Consider the following 17,175-nt stretch of genomic DNA (forward strand, 5'->3'; position numbering starts at 1 on the left):
CACAATAAAATAATCACCTGTCATATATATGCAAAGAAGCACATATACTTCTAAGACAACATATGACAGGTGATTTTTTGATTGTAAAAAAATATTTATCCAATCCACTTGTGACCGGAACTATTTTTCTGACACTTGCCAGTACAACCAGTCGGTTTATGGGATTTTTCTTTCGCATATTTCTAAATAACGTCATGGGCTCAACAGGTCTTGGACTCTATCAGCTTGTGATTCCACTCATGTCCGTATGCATGTCACTCTGCTGTAACGGCTTTCAGACCGCCACATCAAAGCTTGTTGCAGAAAAGCCTCAAAACAGGCAGACTATACTCCTATGCGCAATAATTATGTCAGCCGTCATCGCACTTTTACTCACAATTATTATGTATTCCAATGCCAACTACATAAGCCTTTATATTTTAAGCGAGCCACGCTGTAGTGCGCTTGTCAGGGCGCTGTCCTTTTCCATACTGCCTGCAGCCATCCATTCCTGCATAAACGGATACTATTACGGCCTAAAAAAAGCTGCCGTTCCCGCTGCCACACAATTAATTGAGCAGACCGCGCGCATCGGCACCTGCTATCTGATATATTCAATACTGTCAGACGGCAGCAGTGGCTTTAAGCCTGTATACTCGATATTCGGCATCGTGGCAGGCGAGGCGTGCGCAACCGTCTTTTCCGTTATCACTGTAAAAAAAGATTTTTCATGCTTTAAATTATCAGTCAAAAGCCTGAAAACAACAGCCTTTGGCATGGCTGCACTTTTCGTTCCCTTATCACTAAACTACATACTGGTAAGCTTTTCATCATCTGTCGAAAATGTGCTTATCCCAAGAACTCTTAAGCTCTACGGACTCTCACCGGCATCAGCCCTTGACCTATTCGGAACCATTTCCGGACTCACCCTGCCTGTGCTTTTATTTCCCGGTGTGCTTTGCAGCTGTGCCTGCGTGATGCTTCTACCATCTGTTTCTGAAGCAAATGCCGCCGGAAAGGATACAAAAATCACAAAAGCCATAAACTCCTGCGCATTATTCGGGCTGTGCTTTGGACTTATATTTACATGCACATTCTATATGCTGTCAGATTTTATAGGGGATTTTCTTTTTTCATCGAAGCTGTGCGGATATTTCCTCAGAAGGCTGTGTTTTCTGTGCCCGCTGATGCACATAAGTGGAATGCTTAGCAGCATACTGCACGGTCTGGGCAAAGCGAAGCAGGTGCTTTTTGTCAATCTGCTCACCTGTGCGATAAGAATACTGATGATTGTTCTTCTCATCCCCCGCTATGGGATAGACGCATATCTGTGGGCTATGCTTGTGTCGCATGTGTTTATGGCTCTTGCTGTCGGGATTCTCACCTGCCACACAACACACAAATAAAAAAAGCCTGCGCATACTCCAAGCATACCGGAATATGTGCAGACTCATAAAACTACAGATTATACACGTGAAAGGTACTCACCTGTTCTTGTATCAATCTTGATAACATCGTCTGTCTCAACAAAAAGTGGTACATAAACTGTAGCACCTGTCTCAACTGTAGCAGGCTTTGTAGCGCCTGTTGCTGTATCACCCTTGAAGCCAGGCTCTGTCTCTGTAACAGTAAGCTCAACGAAAAGTGGTGGCTCAACTGCAAATACATTGCCCTTGTGTGAGCAAACCTTACACATCTCATTCTCTTTTACAAACTTGAGAGCATCGCCAACCTCATCCTTTGGTAAGTCAATCTGGTCATATGTCTCAACATCCATGAAATGATAGAAATCATCATCTGCATAAAGATACTGCATATCCTTACGGTCAATGTGTGCTGTAGGGCATTTCTCTGTTGGACGGAATGTCTTCTCAACAACACCACCACTGATGATATTCTTTAACTTTGTACGTACAAATGCTGCACCTTTTCCTGGTTTAACATGCTGAAATTCGATAATCTGATAGATGTTTCCCTCGAACTCGATAGTAACACCGTTTCTGAAATCTCCTGCTGAAATCATTAGTTACTTCCTCCTTAAATCGTGCGAGCCTAAGCTCTCTCATTCGTCCATTTTACAATAAAAAGCAATACATTTCAAGTATTTATTTTCTATTGTATGAATTTGTATTGGTTTTATATTAGTTTCTTGCCTCGATATCTGATATCATGGCTACTCTCTTGGCATGTCTGCCACCCTCAAACTCGGCTGTCAGATAAGCCTTTACGATGTCCTTTGCAAGCTCAACACCCACAATTCTCTCACCAAAGGCTATGATGTTGGCATTGTTATGCTGTTTTACAAGGCGTGCTGTGGCTGTGTCTGAGCAAACTGCCGCGCGGATTCCGTTGACCTTGTTGGCCGCGATTGAGATACCCACACCTGTACCGCATATCAGTATTCCGCAGTCAAACTCGCCCGATGCCACTGCATTAGCCACCTTCTCACCATACTCCGGGTAATTGCAGCTCTCACTTGAATCTGTACCGAAGTTTGTCACCTCGTGACCCATGCTCTCAACGTACTCCATTATTGTCTTTTTAAGCTCAACTGCTGCGTGATCGTTTCCGATTGCAATCTTCATAATATATCTGCCTCCAAAATATTTATATTAATAGTTAAAAATTATTTATTTACTTTCTTCAAATGCCGCTTATAGCAAGCAATTACAGGCTTTTCAATAAAGCGCTTAAGCACAATCTGTATCTCCTCATGCGGGTCAATAGGTGCTACAAGTATCGACCTGATGCCGGTAAGATTGGCTCCGATGATATCCGTAAATATCTGATCTCCCACAAACAGAGTGTTTTTCGTATCTGTGCCAAGCCTCTCCATCGCAGCACGATAGCCTGATGGCTTGGGCTTTCCCGCCTTGTAGATATACTTTATTCCAACCTGCTTCGCAAAGCTCTTCACACGCGGCTCCTTATTGTTTGAAAGCACCAGGCACGAAAATCCAAGCTCCTTAAGGTGCCCAAACAAAGCAATCGCCCGCTCATCAGCAGGCGAACCATGAGTCACAAGGGTGTTGTCGATATCAAAAATGACACCCCTGTAGCCCTCCTTATATAATTTATCAAAATCTATGCTGTATGTCGAGTCAATGTACTCTCCCGGGTATAAAAAACTCATAGTATAAAATTCTCTGTCTCCCTGTTAATCTGTTCATTCAAGGCTGCCTGCTGCATAACCATACCATCCGCACTGCCGACAAAATGCTGATACTGCTGCAATACCTTATCCTTGTCTAAATCGGATACAGCCTTTGTGACATCAAGTGAGCTGATATCACTGTCAGCACCCTTAAGCTCATAGCTCGCATTGGAATCATATGTATTTGCATAATCAAGCGAGGTAAAGCTCTGCCTTGCCCTTGCAGCCTCATAATCAGCTGTATCATCAGTAGCAGAAGCCTGTGAAGCTGTGTCATCCACTGCCTGCTTCGACCTCATAATCTGGCTGTTTCTAAGCTCGTTTAACCTTATGGAATTGTATGAATAAAAGCCTTCGCTCGGGCGAATACCGGAAATGTTCATACGCACCTTCCTATCCTGTTCTAAATAAATCCTGCTGCCTAAACACTATTTGGTGTCAAGCATCTTTTTAAGCTCTGTCATAAAGGTGTTGACATCCTTAAACTCTCTGTAAACTGATGCAAACCTCACATATGCTACCGCATCAAGGTCCTTTAATCTGTCCATAATAAGCTCTCCGATGAGTGATGTGGAGATTTCCTTTTCCTCTCTGGCAAAGATTTCTATCTCAACCTCATCTACAAGCTTCGAGATTGTATCTGCTGAAATTGGTCTCTTGTGACATGCAAGAAGCACGCCCTTTTCAATCTTGGAGCGGTCATACTGCTCTCTGTTATTGTCCTTTTTTATAACGATGAGGGGAATCGTCTCCACCTTCTCATATGTAGTGAAACGCTTGCCACAATCATCGCACAGCCTTCTGCGCCTGATAGAACTGTTGTCATCAGCCGGTCTTGAGTCTATTACTCTTGTGTTGTCACTACTGCAAAATGGACACTTCATGCTGTACCCTCCGTAGATATCTTATAATATGAATGGCAAAAATATCTTTCTGTATTTAAAAAGACCTATACACAGTTTAGTATATCTATACTAATTTTTGTTGTCAATATGTTTTGTACTGATTTTGACTTTTTTAGCACTTTTTTAATCACAACAGCTTACGCCTCATATCAGACTCACATATATTTACTAATATTATATCGGGTCCTATCTTCACAATCTTAACCCATGGAATACAATATTCGTAATCCCTGCAAAATATTCCCATATATTTTCCCGGTCCCGGCACGATAATCGCACAGATTTTGCCACAGACCGGGTCAAACTCCAAATCCCGCACGTGTCCGATGAACCTGCCCTCCTCCACGCTCACAACCTCTTTTTCGCATAAATCCAGAAAACGCATAAAACAGACCTCCCTTGGTCTATCTTATGCGTTTCTTTTTGATTTTGTGCTTATAAAAGCGTTTTATTAATAAAATTATACATTAAATCTGAAAAGGATTACATCTCCGTCCTTAACAACGTACTCTTTTCCTTCCATGCCTACGATACCCTTTTCTCTTGCGGCTGCAAGGCTTCCGTTGTCGAGAAGATCCTGATAGTTGACTACCTCTGCCTTGATGAAGCCACGCTCGAAGTCAGTATGTATCTTGCCGGCTGCCTGTGGCGCCTTTGTGCCCTTCTTTATGGTCCATGCACGGCACTCATCCTCTCCTGCTGTGAGGAAGGAAATCAGTCCGAGAAGTGAATAGCTGGCTGCTACAAGCTTATCAAGACCGCTTGACTCTACACCTAAATCCTCAAGGTACTCCTTCTTTTCGTCCTCATCGAGATCTGCAAGCTCCTGCTCTATCTGTGCACAGATAACAAATACCTCTGCGCCCTCTTCCTTTGCCATCTCTCTTACCTTTGCAACGTGTGGATTGTTTGCGCCGTCATCTGCGAGGTCGTCCTCTGATACGTTTGCAGCATAGATGGTAGGCTTTGCTGTAAGGAGATTATAGCCCTTGAACCAAAGCTGAGCATCCTCATCATCAGGCACCTCAAAGGTTCTGGCCATCTTTCCGTCCTCAAGATGAGCCTTTACTGCCTCGACAAGCTCAAGCTCCTTTGCAAGTGTCTTGTCCATTCTTGCCTGCTTTGCAATCTTTGCAATTCTTCTGTCGAGAATCTCAACATCCGAGAAAATAAGCTCAAGATTGATTGTCTCGATATCTCTTGCAGGGTCTACAGAGCCATCTACATGGATGATGTTTGTGTCCTCAAAGCAGCGCACTACGTGCACAATTGCATCTACCTCACGGATATTTGCAAGGAACTGGTTTCCAAGTCCCTCACCCTTGCTGGCTCCCTTTACGAGACCTGCGATATCAACAAATTCGATTGTTGCAGGTGTAACCTTCTTTGTGTGATAGAGCTCTCCGAGCTTTACGATTCTCTCGTCAGGCACTGAAACGATACCTACGTTTGGGTCGATTGTGGCAAAAGGATAGTTTGCTGAAAGCGCTCCTGCCTTTGTGAGTGAGTTGAATAATGTAGACTTTCCGACGTTCGGAAGTCCGACGATTCCGAGTTTCATGGTATATATATCTCCTTTAAATTGATTTTCGTATGTATTTTGTGTCAATTGGTTGTTGATACAAGTATATAGTGTATCACACTAAGGAGGATTTGTACATAATCTTACGCAAATCCCCATTCGCTTTATCTATTTTCTTACGCAAATCCCCATTCGTTATATCTATTTTCTTACGCAAATCCCCATTCATTTCTTCCATCACAGTACTTTTTTCACGAAAAAACCTTCCCACACATAACCTAATATGCAGGAAGGTTTTCACATTTTATCATTCACTTACCATCTCATCGCACTTAATCTGCTCGATATGTATGGCAAGGTAGCCTGTCTCATTGTCCAGAAACTCATGATTTAAGTCCTTTCCAAGCTCCTTGCATATCTCACCTGCAAGTGCGAATGACTCCGGGTAATTTTTCTCGATAAACTGATTGAGATCAACCTTTAATTTCTCTCCGGTCGCGGCTCTTGATACCATGTGGCGGATATGGTTCATGAGGCGGTTGTAGGCCATAGTAGTGACGTCTATGTGCTTTCCAATCTTTTCCTCTATAAATGTGGCGCATTTTCGAACTGCTGCCGCCATCTCCATGGCATCCGATACCTTTGAATTGTTTAAGGATGTATGAATATGAAGAGTAATGTAGCCAATCTCATCATCAATTATATCAATTTGTTTTTTATCCTTTAGTATATGACGTATATTCTCAGCTATCTTGTATTCCTTATAAAACATCACACGAATGTCATCGTTTAAAGGATTGCTGATCTGTTCTTTGTTTTCCATACGCTTTACGGCAAATGCTATATGATCTGCCATAGGGAACAATATGCTCCTGTCTATATGTCCAAACTCATGCTCTGCATCATCTAGCAGTGTGTTTGCTATCTCAAGATACTCCGGCTCAATGGATTTTACTATGTCCTTTGCCGGCCCTCTATCCCTTGTCTGGGTCAGCTCATACAGTGAATCCTCATCCGTTGGCTCAATAGACTGTGTGATTTTCTTTCCAAAGCCCACACCCTTGCCGACTATCAGATATTCTCTTGCGCTCTTGTCCTTTACCGCAAGCACTGTATTGTGATTTAAGACCTTTGTGATTCTGTACATATCATTCCCCCGGCATTTATATTACTTCTCGTAGGTGTCAACTGCGTAGAGAGGCTCTCCTGCCTTAATCGGTCCGTCTGTGATAAGGCGGATTTTCTGATTATCCTTTAGCTCTGTGCAGATGACAGGAGTGGTAACTGATGGTGCGTTTGCTTTTAAGTAATCCAGATCAAGCTTCATAAGCACATCGCCCTTCTTCACCTTCTGTCCTGCCTCAACCTGTACGTCAAAGCCTTTACCCTCGAGCTTTACTGTATCAATTCCTACATGGATTATCATACCAATTCCTGAGTCGGTTGTAAATCCCAAAGCATGCTTTGTATCAAAAACGAATAAAACCGTTCCATCCTCAGGTGCTACAACGACTCCCTCCTCAGGTGTGACTACCGCTCCGTCACCCATCATTTTACTGGCAAATGCCTCATCCGGCGCTGTTGAGAGGTCTGCTGCTACTCCTGTCATAGGGCTTGAGATTATGACTGTGCTTGTCGGCTCTTTTACGTCGCCGGCTTCCTGTGCTTCTTTCACATCAGATTCCTGTGAATTATCTGAAGCTGTGTTTGACTCTTCTGTTTTTGAACCAGTGGCCGAAGCTGCTCTTTCGTTCTTTGCTTCATCTGCGCCAGCTGTATTATTTGCTACTGCGTCATCCTCGAAGTGTTCCTCTGTCACACTCGAAAGATAATCCTCGAGGTCAGACTTTATTACCGTTACTCTCGGTCCATAGATAATCTGTACGCCCTGTCCCTTGTGCACGACTCCTGATGCTCCTGTTGATTTAAGAAGCGCATCGTTTACCTTGTCAGGGTCTATTACTGTGATACGAAGCCTTGTCGCACAGCAGTCCACATCTGAGATATTGACTTTGCCGCCGAGACCTCGTGATATAGTCTGTGAGAGCTCGTCTACAGTCGCTTTGTCGTCAGAAGCTTTTGTATCCTTGGCAGTTTTTCTTGCATTTACATCTGCCTTGGTGTAGAGCTTTGTCTCTGTATCGTCATCCTCACGGCCCGGAGTCTTGAAATCAAACTTCTTTATAAGGAAGCTGAAAATAAAGTAATACAGTAAGAAATATACTATTCCCGCCGGAATCACGAGCATCCAGCTTGTCTTGGCATTGCCCTGCAATATACCAAACAGGAAGAAATCAAGCAGTCCGCCTGAGAAAGTAAGTCCTACCGCAATGTTTAAAATATGCGCTATCATGTATGCGCTTCCTGCGAGCACTACCTGTACTGCAAAGAGAGCCGGTGCTACGAAAAGGAATGAGAACTCAAGAGGCTCTGTGATTCCTGTAAACATACATGCAAGTGTTGCTGAAAGTAAAAGGCTTCCTGCCTGCTTTTTCTTTTCCGGCTTTGCACATTTATACATTGCAAGTGCTGCTCCCGGAAGTCCGAAAATCATGAAAATGAACTCTCCCGAGAAATATCTTGTGGCATCAGCACTGAAATGTGTGATGTTTGCAGAGTCAGCAAGCTGTGCGAAGAAGATGTTCTGTCCACCCTCAACCATATGTCCTGCAACCTCCATCGTTCCGCCGACTGCTGTCTGCCAGAACGGCATGTAAAATACATGGTGCAGTCCGAATGGAATAAGAGCTCTCTTTATGATACCAAAGAGAAGTGTTCCGAAATATCCTGTTCCTGTCACCACTCCGCCGAGTGCATAGATTCCGTTCTGCACTGTCGGCCAGATAAAGTACATTAAAATTCCTACAAACAGATATACCACTGTTGAGATGATAGGCACAAATCTTGTTCCACCGAAAAATGACAATGCATTCGGCAGCTCAATCTTGTAGAAACGGTTGTGCAGTGCTGCCACTCCAAGTCCTACGATAATTCCGCCAAACACGCCCATCTGCAGTGACTGGATACCGCATACTGATGTGATGGTTCCATCAAGCACATCCTTTGCAATGCTTCCGTCTGCAAGGATTTTTCCGGAAATCTTGAGCATCGCATTGATTGACACATTCATAACAAAGTATGCTATGACTGCCGAAAGTGCTGACACTTCCTTTTCCTTCTTTGCCATTCCGATTGCTACTCCGACCGCAAAAATAAGCGGAAGGTTATCGAATATGGCACTTCCGACCGCATTCATGATTACAAGAAGTGCATGGAGTATAGTCTTATCTCCGAGCAGCCACTGTAAACCATAAGTCTCAATTGTTGTGGTGTTGGTGAATGAGCTTCCGAGTCCTAAAAGCAAGCCTGCTACCGGAAGGATTGCAATTGGAAGCATGAAGCTTCGTCCTACTCTCTGCAGGACACCAAAAATTTTGTCTTTCATGAGCTTTTCCTCCTAATAAATGCAGGGTATGTACTGATTTGCACCTATCATTTATTGCTCCAGCGACAAAAAAGGAGGCACCTATCATACACTAACCCTGTTAAAAGTTATGTACGACAAATGCCTCCCTAAAAGTAACACGTCTGTTAAAGTTTATATCACATAAGCTTTACCATTTCAACACAATTTCTCCATGAATTTATTTTTTGTTAATCATGCTGTTTTTATACATGTTTTTTTGTGAATTATGTCTAATGTCTTTTTTCTCCAGATGTCTCCACGTCTCCATCACCATAATGCATTCCTCCTCTGTGATACCCTCTGATGAATACACAGCCTTTTGTATGATGCGCATGTACTCGTCCCAATGGATTCCGCAATAATCCGGGCCGCAGTATTTTTCCTTCAGGTTAGCCAGATAAAGCTCATCAGTCCTGTTTTTTGAAGGATGCCCAAGCCCTTTGTAGATGCGGTTGTTTATCATGATGGCAGCCCTGCTGTAGCGGCCCTTTTTCACTCTTTGGGCAAGTCTTGCTTCCCACAAAAGGTTTCTTCGCCTTTTGATGTAAACTATTGCGGCTATAAGTGCAGTCAGAAAAATCACACAGAGTACAGTTTTTAAAATCGCCGGTGGTATATGAAGTCCTGTTTTTGAGCTATGAGTGTCTGTGCGTTTATCAGCACCTGACCGTGAACCCAAAGCATTCTCACTGCCATCACCTGATACAAATTGGCTTGATGTACTGTTTGCTGTGCCATCATTTTTTACATCTGTATTTTCTGTATCTTCATTTACTGCAGCTTCATCCGGTTTATCTTCATCTGCCGCAGTATCATTCATTTGCTCAGTATCATCATGATAAGCAGCACCAGTGTTCGTTTTCTTTCCATTGACGCCAATATAGTCAAACTGATTCACGCCTGTCACGTTCTCATAATATCCCGGTGTCATCTCCACAGGAATCCATCCAAAATCATCCAGATATATTTCAACCCAGGCATGTGACTGTGAATCCTTCACCTCGCATATATCCCCATCATTTTCACCGGATTTGAAGCTGTCCCCCTTTGCACAGTATCCGCTTACATAGCGGCATGGAACGCCCATCTGTCTGAGTATCATCGTGCCCGCCGATGCAAAATGCACACAAAAGCCCTGCCTGCTATTTGAGAGGAAGTTCTCAACCACATCCTTACCGCCTGTGGAAGGAGGATTTTTGCTGTACTTAAAAGCCTTCGATGTCAGAAACTGCTGCACCAGCTGTGCTGCCGCAATCCTGTTAGCATCATTTTCTCTTATATAGCCTGTGTACATCATATTGCTTGTGAGCTGTCCTGTCCTAAGAAGCCACTTTGCATCTTCCGAAACAATCCCATCTCCGCCCTGCTTTGCAGTATAGTTTTCCATTACATAATTATTGTATGCCGCATAGAAATCATTGTTGACCTCAAGAGGCTGCTCGGGCTCAAGGCTGGACGTTTCCAGACTACCATCGAAAAAGCCGGGACACGCCGATACCTCGATAGTCTTTGTTCCTTTATCCTTTGTGATAAAAAAGTCTTCGTCAAAATCTATATCACCCTTGGCATCTATACTGTATGGATCAATACAGTACGGCAAATAGGTGTATTTGGTGGAAAGCTTCTCCATCGTGATTGTATACTTTTCGGTGGCCGGATTGGTCTCATCATCATAATAACCATCAAGCAGCGTGGCTAATCCGATTGCATTCTGCCACGCTGTCATCCTTGAAGCATCGTGATACTCTTTTTCCATCCGTGAAAAATCAGACTTTTTAATCCACTTGCCATTCTCATAGGTATCACCATAGAAGCTTCTCAGGTAAATATTAGAGGACGCTCCTGCCTTTGCTTCTACCGTCATCACCGTCTTTCCACTATAGCTTGGATAGTGGTTGCTAACTGTGCCATCCTGCAAATCAATTCCCAAGCTGAAGAACGACTTTACGCTGCCCTCCAAATCCTTTTGAAAAGCAAGCATCTGTGGCTTTTTATCGGCAAGTGTATCAGCAAGAGGTTTAAATGTAAATACACATATGAAAAGTATTGCTGACACTGCCGCCATGTATAAAAACGCCGGTACTATCCTTAAAGCCTCATTGCCATGTGTACTGCCATCTGCCTCATATCCTACCTCTGTGCGTGCACTGCCATCTGCGATAAGACACCAGAGTGTACAAAGCGTGAGCATAACGACCTCACTGACACTTGGACTTTTGCCTACGCACAGCTGCACCGCAAGCAAAAGCGTTGGAAATAATGTGAGCATGCGTCTTCTTTTAATTTGAACCGCAAGTGTCACCAGAAAAAGCATTACTATAAACGATACAAAGCCCACAAATGCCCCTGCAAAGGCTTTATCGCCCTTTTGGCATGCAAACGAAGTGCCATAGTACACATTTATTATCTCAAGATACCTGCCCTTTACATATAAAAAGCCGGCTTTTATATGCGCCGCAGCCTGCCAGTTTGCAATAAACACTCCAAGCAAAAATACAAGCAGCAGACCTGTATTTATCGTATGGCGCACCCACCTTCTTGCATCAAGCGCTGTAAGCCTGTTTATAAAGCCGCTTATCACCGAAAAAATAAACAGCCATACATACACATAATACGGACACCTCACATGGGAAATAGTCGTATTCACAACAGACACCGCACATACCGTAAGAAATACTGCTGCTGCAGCATTGGCAAGCTCCGTAAGCAGGACACTTAGCACTGTAAACGCATTATTGTAATCAGGCTTTATCTCATTTGTATCAGACCTCTGCCAGCAGTTTTTCCTAAATGACAATCTCGTTTTTTTCATCTGCTCTGCCAACTATCTCCTCTCCCTTTTTTATCTGAAGCCTTCCGTCCACAGTAAGCAGACATACAAGCCTTTCTGCCCTGTACTTTTCCTCATACAAAAAACGCGCATCCGTCTTTGTATCCGGCTTTATTTTAAGAAAACTGTTCAAGAATATATAAAAGCCCTCCTCATCATCCACTCGGGCTCTCACAATATCGTTTATTAAGGTATCATACCATGCCACATAATGAGGGCATTTTTGATCCATAAATGAAAAGGAAAGCGAGACAAGAAGCCTCATAAAAGCATCTGCCTGTCTGCCCTTCTTTATCCCCCTGAAGTCAGCGACTACGGCCACGGCACATGCCTTTGGCAGGCTGTTTTCCTTTACCATCAGCTCATCTGTCCTTGCAGAAAGCTTCCAGTGCACACTCTGCAGCCTGTCACCGTTTTGAAACTCTCTGACATCAAACAGCTCCGACGGATCATACCCGGGTCTTATATCATCATAGATATCCGAATCCCCAAAGAAATTTCTCACTCTGTCCGTTATCCTCACAGGAATCTCATCAATCTGCGGAATCACCTCAACATTTGCATATTTTTTAACTCTTTTCGTGACATAAAAAAGCCTCGAAAAATCATATAGCTTTATCCTTGCAAGCTCAAATTCATAATTACCGCACCACTTCGTGCTGTACAAAAAATCATTGCCTCCAGACAGCCATCTTGTACTTTTTTCGCCGGATAAATTATTTTTCACCTTTACACGGTATTTAACACCATCAAAGCCAGCCTCCTTCAGCCGGCAGGAAAGGCTTACCCTGATGCTATCCCCCTGTGTGGCGATAGCTATCGGAATATTTATAGCTGCCACTGCCCTATGGGCCTTTACAAGCAATGCTATAAATGTCAGTGCCATAAACACACACATAAAGCTGCCCAAAAGCGCCAGCGCGGCATTGCCGTATATCATCGACATATAAAAAACTACTGCTGCAGTAATTATTCCTATCAAAAAACTAATCACGATTACCTGCCTTTTTCACATAAGTTGTCGGCTGCTTAACAGCCTTTAGTATCTCATCTATCACTGAAAGCTCTGATACGTGTGACACTCTCGCCTTGGTATTTAGCACAATTCTGTGCTTTGTCACATCCGCAAATACAGAAACCACATCAGACGGTATGACATAGCTTCGCCCATTTAGATACGCATATGCCTTTGCCATCCTCACACACGCAATCGTACCTCTCGGGCTCACCCCAAGCTCAATATACGGACTCGTCCTTGTCGCATCAACCAGATCCACAATGTATGAATAAATACTGTCATGGATAAACACCTGCTCAACCTCTCCCTGCATTTCAACAAGCCCCTGTGCATTCATAACAGGCCTTATCGTATACTCATCCGCCTTCACACTCCTGCCCTTTGCGATATCCACCTCAGCTTCATGTGAAGGATATCCCATGCTCATGCATATCATAAACCTGTCAAGCTGCGACTCCGGCAACAGCTGTGTGCCGGCGCTTCCCTTTGGATTTTGCGTGGCCATTACTATAAACGGCTTTGGGACTTTTCTACTCTCGCCATCCACAGTGACATTTCCTTCCTCCATGACCTCCAAAAGTGCCGACTGTGTTTTGGGACTTGTCCTGTTAATCTCGTCTGCCAGAAACAGATTGCACATCACAGCACCCTCGCGGTACACAAATGATCCGGTCTGCTTCTGATACATCGAAAAGCCAAGAATATCCGCAGGCAGCACATCCGGAGTAAACTGTACCCTGTGATTCACAAGAGCCATCGCCCTTGAAAAGGCTACTGCAAGCGTGGTCTTGCCCACTCCCGGCACATCCTCAAGCAGTATATGTCCACCTGCCAAAAAGGCAGCAAATGCCTTGATGATACAATCATCCTTGCCCTTTACTGCCTTTTTTACTTCGTCTATCACTAACTGTGCATTATTCATTTGTCTTATCCCCCGGTTAATCAATTTAAACTGCTGATGATTATCTGCATCATCTTATTCATAAACAGCTATATTTATTTTACATAGTTTGCATATATTTTTCAACTTTTATCCCACTAAATTAAACAATTCTTAAACCTTATTAATCACCTCTGCCACTACACGGTTCCTGTGATGACAAGTGTGCTCTCGCCCGGTGTAACAACCCACGCTCCTGTTGTGCTATCCTGTGTGTAGGTTGCCGCCGGAACAGTGATTGCACCTGCCGTGCTCGAAAATGTGCCCGTCGCCTCATTGTAGGTATAATCCGTAGCTGCAGTCCAGGCTGTGCCGTTTAATGCCGCTGTCAGATTGTTCAAAACCGGAGCAAATGTGTCTGTTATAACCACGCCTGTAGTGTTTGTTGCCGCAACACTTCCGTAGTTTTGAATCCTGAAGGTATAGGTCAGTGTACCGTTTTCCGTTACCGGTACCGGACTTACAGACTTTGTAATCGCAAGATTTGGTGCAGCCTCGGCATTTACTGTCTCTGCTGCTGTAACCGGAGTGATTCCTGTGCCGCTTACTGTAGCAGTGTTTGTGACAGATGCCTCTGTACCAAGAGGAGCATACTCATTTAACGCTGCCTCATAGATGACAGTTGCATTGCCCCCTGCCGGGACACTTATGCCTGTGATGCTAAGAGGCGGTCCCTGGGTTACTGCAGGCGCTGCCTGGAGTGTGCCGTTTGTATAGTATTTTGCGGTGTTATTCACATAGGTTAATGGTACAAGAGTGTTGGTGTTAAAGGTATAAGCACCTAGATTGTCAGAAAGTGTCAAACCGTTTATCGCGGTATTTCCGGAGTTTACGATGCTCACCACATAGGTTATTGTATCGTTTTGATTGTAGGTGTTTTTGACTGCCGTTTTCGTAGCAGAAAGCACCTCGAGTATTTCTCCGACTGCTATATTTGAATTGGCCACATTGTTGCCATAACGAAGCTGTGCCTGATTAGTAAATCGTGCCATATATTTTCCATCCTTTCATATATTCAGGTATGGTTTAATATATGACACAAATCTACAAATGACACAGATTATTTACTGTCCTGTTTATTTTTCTCCACATCAGCCTTTTTGATAAGCTCAAGAAGGTTTTCAAGCTCTTCCTCATCCACACCGGTGTAGCCTGAAAGCTCACTAAGGCTCGGCTCAAAGCCCTTATCGGATTTTAATTTCTCCACTGCACGGTTTACCAAGGAAACCTTTCCTACCACAGTATTCTCGCTCTCATCCTCACCTGTCTGTTCCCTGATACACGCTTTCATAGACTCCTCTATGGCATCCAAAAGCTCTTTTTCCACATCTATCTCATCCCCACAGCCGCAGAGCTCGGTAAGACACATGAAAAGCCCCATGTTTCCCTCCTGTACTACATCCTCAAAGCCCTCTGAGGTAACAGCCAGCTTCTTTGCCATGGCAAGCACACTTTTAAGCCAGAAATTTGATATAGTGTGTATCACACTCTCATCACCTGCGAGCAGCTTTTTGTACATATCGTCCTGCTCAGCCTTTGTGTAATCAGGTATCTCCTCAAGCTCCTCAAGATACATCCTAAACATAGGTGAATCCGGGATGAGACTGTCCTCGTCTATATCAGGCTCAGCTTCATTATCCTGCTCTGGCTTATTATTCTTCCCACCGGCTATGGCATCCATTGAATCACCTTCTGAGTAAATTACATTGTTCAAGGTATCATTTTCAGACTCTTCATTCTCATGTAATTCGTCCTCATGTGATTCATCCTCGTAATCACCTGCACTCTCCTCCTGTTCATGCGGTGTGATGAGAAATTCAAAAACCATATCCTCCTGCGCCTTATTGAGCTCCATATCCTTAAAATAAGACATGATTTCATCTCTGCCAATAGGCTCCGCTGATGTACGGATAATCTCGGCAACGCTCTGTACTGTCTCTATAAAAGTATTCTGATCTAACATGTTTTACACTCTCCTGTCTGATTAAAAATATGTAACTATATCAATCCCTGTATAAAAATAAACAAAATCAAAAGTGGCAGTATGAACTGAAAATACGGCTTAAGCTTCCTCGAAATCTTAAGTCCCGCTCCGGTATTTGCCTCATCTATATATTTATCAAAGCCCCAGCCCCACTTTGTCACACAAAAAAGCAGATAGACAAGTGAGCCAATCGGAAGAAGCAGATTACTAACTATAAAATCCTCGCTGTCAAGCACATCCCTGCCTCCTATAAGGTGCAGACTGCTCCACACGTTGTATCCAAGCACACACGGCATACTTGCAATGAGTATTATCACTGCGTTTACGAGTGCAGCCTTTTTTCTGGACCAGCCAAACATATCAATGGCAAATGACATAATATTCTCAAATACCGCGATTACGGTTGAAAAGCTGGCAAAGGTCATAAACATGAAGAAAAGACATCCCCATATGCGGCCTCCCTGCATATTTACAAATACATTTGGCAAAGTGATAAAGATAAGACTCGGACCTGCGCCTACCTCCACTCCGTAGCTGAAGCATGCCGGGAAAATGATAAGCCCTGACATGATAGCAACAAATGTATCGAGAGCACATATTTTGGCGCCCTCCCCTGCCAGAGTGTGGTCCTTTTCCATATAGCTGCCGAATATCTCCATCGCAGCTACGCCCAGGCTAAGCGTAAAAAATGCCTGATTCATGGCTTCTGTTATGACATTCTTTATTCCAATTTCAGAAACCGCATCCAGATTTGGAACAAGATAGAATTTCACTCCCTCTAACGCACCTGAAAGCGTAATGCTGTGCACCGCGAGCACTATAATAAGCAAAAGCAGCGCACTCATCATAAATTTACTGATTTTCTCAAGTCCATTCTGCAGACCACGGCTGCATACCCAAAATCCAAGCACTACCGTAACTATCATCCAGAAAGCCATCTGCTTTGGATCTGCAAGGAGGTTTCCAAATGCAACCGCCGTGTCATCCGCATTCATGCCTGATGTAAAATCTCCCTTTAAAAATTTAAAGAAATACGCAACCATCCAGCCTGAGACTGTTGTGTAATACATCATAAGCATGTAGCAGCCAAGCATGGCTATCCATCCGTGAATGTGCCATTTACTGCCCTCCTTCTCAAGCGCCTTGTAGCTCATCACAGCACTTTTTCTGCTGGCACGGCCTACAGCAAGCTCCATGGTAAGCACCGGAAGCCCCATGCATACCAGAAATATAAGGTAAAACAGCACAAAAATACCTCCACCGTTTTGACCTGTCACATACGGAAAACGCCAGACATTGCCTATGCCTATAGCGCATCCTGCACTTACCAGTATAAATCCCAGACGTGATTTAAAGGATTCTCTTTTCATATTTATA

16 protein-coding genes are annotated in these 17,175 nt (G+C 43.7%); 1 reads left to right on the forward strand and 15 read right to left on the reverse strand.

What is annotated here, in order from left to right; genetic code table 11:
• Positions 1-77 precede the first annotated feature (77 nt).
• Positions 78-1,385: an oligosaccharide flippase family protein gene (locus tag ACW6PM_RS09970; RefSeq protein WP_456057067.1), complete on the forward strand. Its 1,308-nt coding sequence runs from the start codon at positions 78-80 to the stop codon at positions 1,383-1,385.
• 59 nt (positions 1,386-1,444) lie between these two features.
• Here ACW6PM_RS09970 and efp read toward each other — a convergent pair whose 3' ends face one another.
• The 15 genes from efp to ACW6PM_RS10045 form a co-directional block, all read right to left on the reverse strand.
• Positions 1,445-2,002 (reverse strand): elongation factor P, encoded by a 558-nt coding sequence (gene efp, locus ACW6PM_RS09975; RefSeq protein ID WP_012742291.1) that lies wholly within the window; start codon positions 2,000-2,002, stop codon positions 1,445-1,447.
• Positions 2,003-2,120: 118 nt separating this feature from the next.
• Positions 2,121-2,564, reverse strand: coding sequence for a ribose 5-phosphate isomerase B (gene rpiB, locus ACW6PM_RS09980; protein WP_022293086.1), 444 nt, complete (start codon positions 2,562-2,564; stop codon positions 2,121-2,123).
• Positions 2,565-2,605: 41 nt separating this feature from the next.
• Positions 2,606-3,112 carry a YqeG family HAD IIIA-type phosphatase gene (locus ACW6PM_RS09985; protein WP_456057068.1) on the reverse strand — a complete coding sequence of 169 codons (507 nt, stop codon included), beginning with the start codon at positions 3,110-3,112 and terminating at the stop codon, positions 2,606-2,608.
• The gene (locus tag ACW6PM_RS09990) at positions 3,109-3,516 is read right to left on the reverse strand and encodes a hypothetical protein (RefSeq protein WP_456057069.1); all 408 of its coding nucleotides are present in this window, start codon (positions 3,514-3,516) and stop codon (positions 3,109-3,111) included. The genes ACW6PM_RS09985 and ACW6PM_RS09990 overlap by 4 nt, the downstream gene beginning before the upstream one ends.
• Before the next feature lie 45 nt (positions 3,517-3,561).
• Positions 3,562-4,017, reverse strand: coding sequence for a transcriptional regulator NrdR (gene nrdR / locus ACW6PM_RS09995; RefSeq protein ID WP_012742287.1), 456 nt, complete (start codon positions 4,015-4,017; stop codon positions 3,562-3,564).
• Positions 4,018-4,165: 148 nt separating this feature from the next.
• The gene (locus ACW6PM_RS10000; RefSeq protein ID WP_012742286.1) at positions 4,166-4,423 is read right to left on the reverse strand and encodes a YlmC/YmxH family sporulation protein; all 258 of its coding nucleotides are present in this window, start codon (positions 4,421-4,423) and stop codon (positions 4,166-4,168) included.
• 75 nt (positions 4,424-4,498) lie between these two features.
• The gene (gene ychF / locus ACW6PM_RS10005) at positions 4,499-5,599 is read right to left on the reverse strand and encodes a redox-regulated ATPase YchF (protein ID WP_308651474.1); all 1,101 of its coding nucleotides are present in this window, start codon (positions 5,597-5,599) and stop codon (positions 4,499-4,501) included.
• Positions 5,600-5,867: 268 nt separating this feature from the next.
• On the reverse strand, positions 5,868-6,707 hold the full coding sequence (locus tag ACW6PM_RS10010; RefSeq protein WP_308651475.1) for a PRD domain-containing protein: 840 nt from the start codon (positions 6,705-6,707) through the stop codon (positions 5,868-5,870).
• Positions 6,708-6,728: 21 nt separating this feature from the next.
• The gene (locus ACW6PM_RS10015) at positions 6,729-9,005 is read right to left on the reverse strand and encodes a glucose PTS transporter subunit IIA (RefSeq protein ID WP_456057070.1); all 2,277 of its coding nucleotides are present in this window, start codon (positions 9,003-9,005) and stop codon (positions 6,729-6,731) included.
• 199 nt (positions 9,006-9,204) lie between these two features.
• A complete protein-coding gene (locus tag ACW6PM_RS10020) occupies positions 9,205-11,850 on the reverse strand; it encodes a transglutaminase-like domain-containing protein (protein ID WP_456057071.1) in 2,646 nt (881 codons plus the stop codon).
• Complete coding sequence (locus tag ACW6PM_RS10025; RefSeq protein WP_456057072.1) at positions 11,813-12,850, reverse strand: DUF58 domain-containing protein; 1,038 nt, start codon at positions 12,848-12,850, stop codon at positions 11,813-11,815. The genes ACW6PM_RS10020 and ACW6PM_RS10025 overlap by 38 nt, the downstream gene beginning before the upstream one ends.
• Entirely contained in the window at positions 12,843-13,796 is a 954-nt protein-coding gene (locus tag ACW6PM_RS10030) for an AAA family ATPase (RefSeq protein ID WP_456057073.1), read from the reverse strand. The genes ACW6PM_RS10025 and ACW6PM_RS10030 overlap by 8 nt, the downstream gene beginning before the upstream one ends.
• 158 nt (positions 13,797-13,954) lie before the next feature.
• Positions 13,955-14,806: a COG1361 family protein gene (locus ACW6PM_RS10035; protein ID WP_022293079.1), complete on the reverse strand. Its 852-nt coding sequence runs from the start codon at positions 14,804-14,806 to the stop codon at positions 13,955-13,957.
• A 68-nt stretch (positions 14,807-14,874) separates the two neighbouring features.
• Positions 14,875-15,777: a hypothetical protein gene (locus ACW6PM_RS10040; protein ID WP_456057074.1), complete on the reverse strand. Its 903-nt coding sequence runs from the start codon at positions 15,775-15,777 to the stop codon at positions 14,875-14,877.
• A gap of 35 nt (positions 15,778-15,812) precedes the next feature.
• Positions 15,813-17,168, reverse strand: coding sequence for a sodium-dependent transporter (locus tag ACW6PM_RS10045; protein WP_456057075.1), 1,356 nt, complete (start codon positions 17,166-17,168; stop codon positions 15,813-15,815).
• Between the last annotated feature and the right edge of the window lie 7 nt (positions 17,169-17,175).

Source organism: Agathobacter sp., from assembly GCF_977054825.1.

Coding starts and splice junctions, on each gene's coding strand:
- efp (WP_012742291.1), bottom strand. CDS start 2,002: ATGATTTCAGCAGGAGATTTCAGAAACGGTGTTACTATCGAGTTCGAG.
- rpiB (WP_022293086.1), bottom strand. CDS start 2,564: ATGAAGATTGCAATCGGAAACGATCACGCAGCAGTTGAGCTTAAAAAG.
- ACW6PM_RS09985 (WP_456057068.1), bottom strand. CDS start 3,112: ATGAGTTTTTTATACCCGGGAGAGTACATTGACTCGACATACAGCATA.
- ACW6PM_RS09990 (WP_456057069.1), bottom strand. CDS start 3,516: ATGAACATTTCCGGTATTCGCCCGAGCGAAGGCTTTTATTCATACAAT.
- nrdR (WP_012742287.1), bottom strand. CDS start 4,017: ATGAAGTGTCCATTTTGCAGTAGTGACAACACAAGAGTAATAGACTCA.
- ACW6PM_RS10000 (WP_012742286.1), bottom strand. CDS start 4,423: ATGCGTTTTCTGGATTTATGCGAAAAAGAGGTTGTGAGCGTGGAGGAG.
- ychF (WP_308651474.1), bottom strand. CDS start 5,599: ATGAAACTCGGAATCGTCGGACTTCCGAACGTCGGAAAGTCTACATTA.
- ACW6PM_RS10010 (WP_308651475.1), bottom strand. CDS start 6,707: ATGTACAGAATCACAAAGGTCTTAAATCACAATACAGTGCTTGCGGTA.
- ACW6PM_RS10015 (WP_456057070.1), bottom strand. CDS start 9,005: ATGAAAGACAAAATTTTTGGTGTCCTGCAGAGAGTAGGACGAAGCTTC.
- ACW6PM_RS10030 (WP_456057073.1), bottom strand. CDS start 13,796: ATGAATAATGCACAGTTAGTGATAGACGAAGTAAAAAAGGCAGTAAAG.
- ACW6PM_RS10035 (WP_022293079.1), bottom strand. CDS start 14,806: ATGGCACGATTTACTAATCAGGCACAGCTTCGTTATGGCAACAATGTG.
- ACW6PM_RS10040 (WP_456057074.1), bottom strand. CDS start 15,777: ATGTTAGATCAGAATACTTTTATAGAGACAGTACAGAGCGTTGCCGAG.
- ACW6PM_RS10045 (WP_456057075.1), bottom strand. CDS start 17,168: ATGAAAAGAGAATCCTTTAAATCACGTCTGGGATTTATACTGGTAAGT.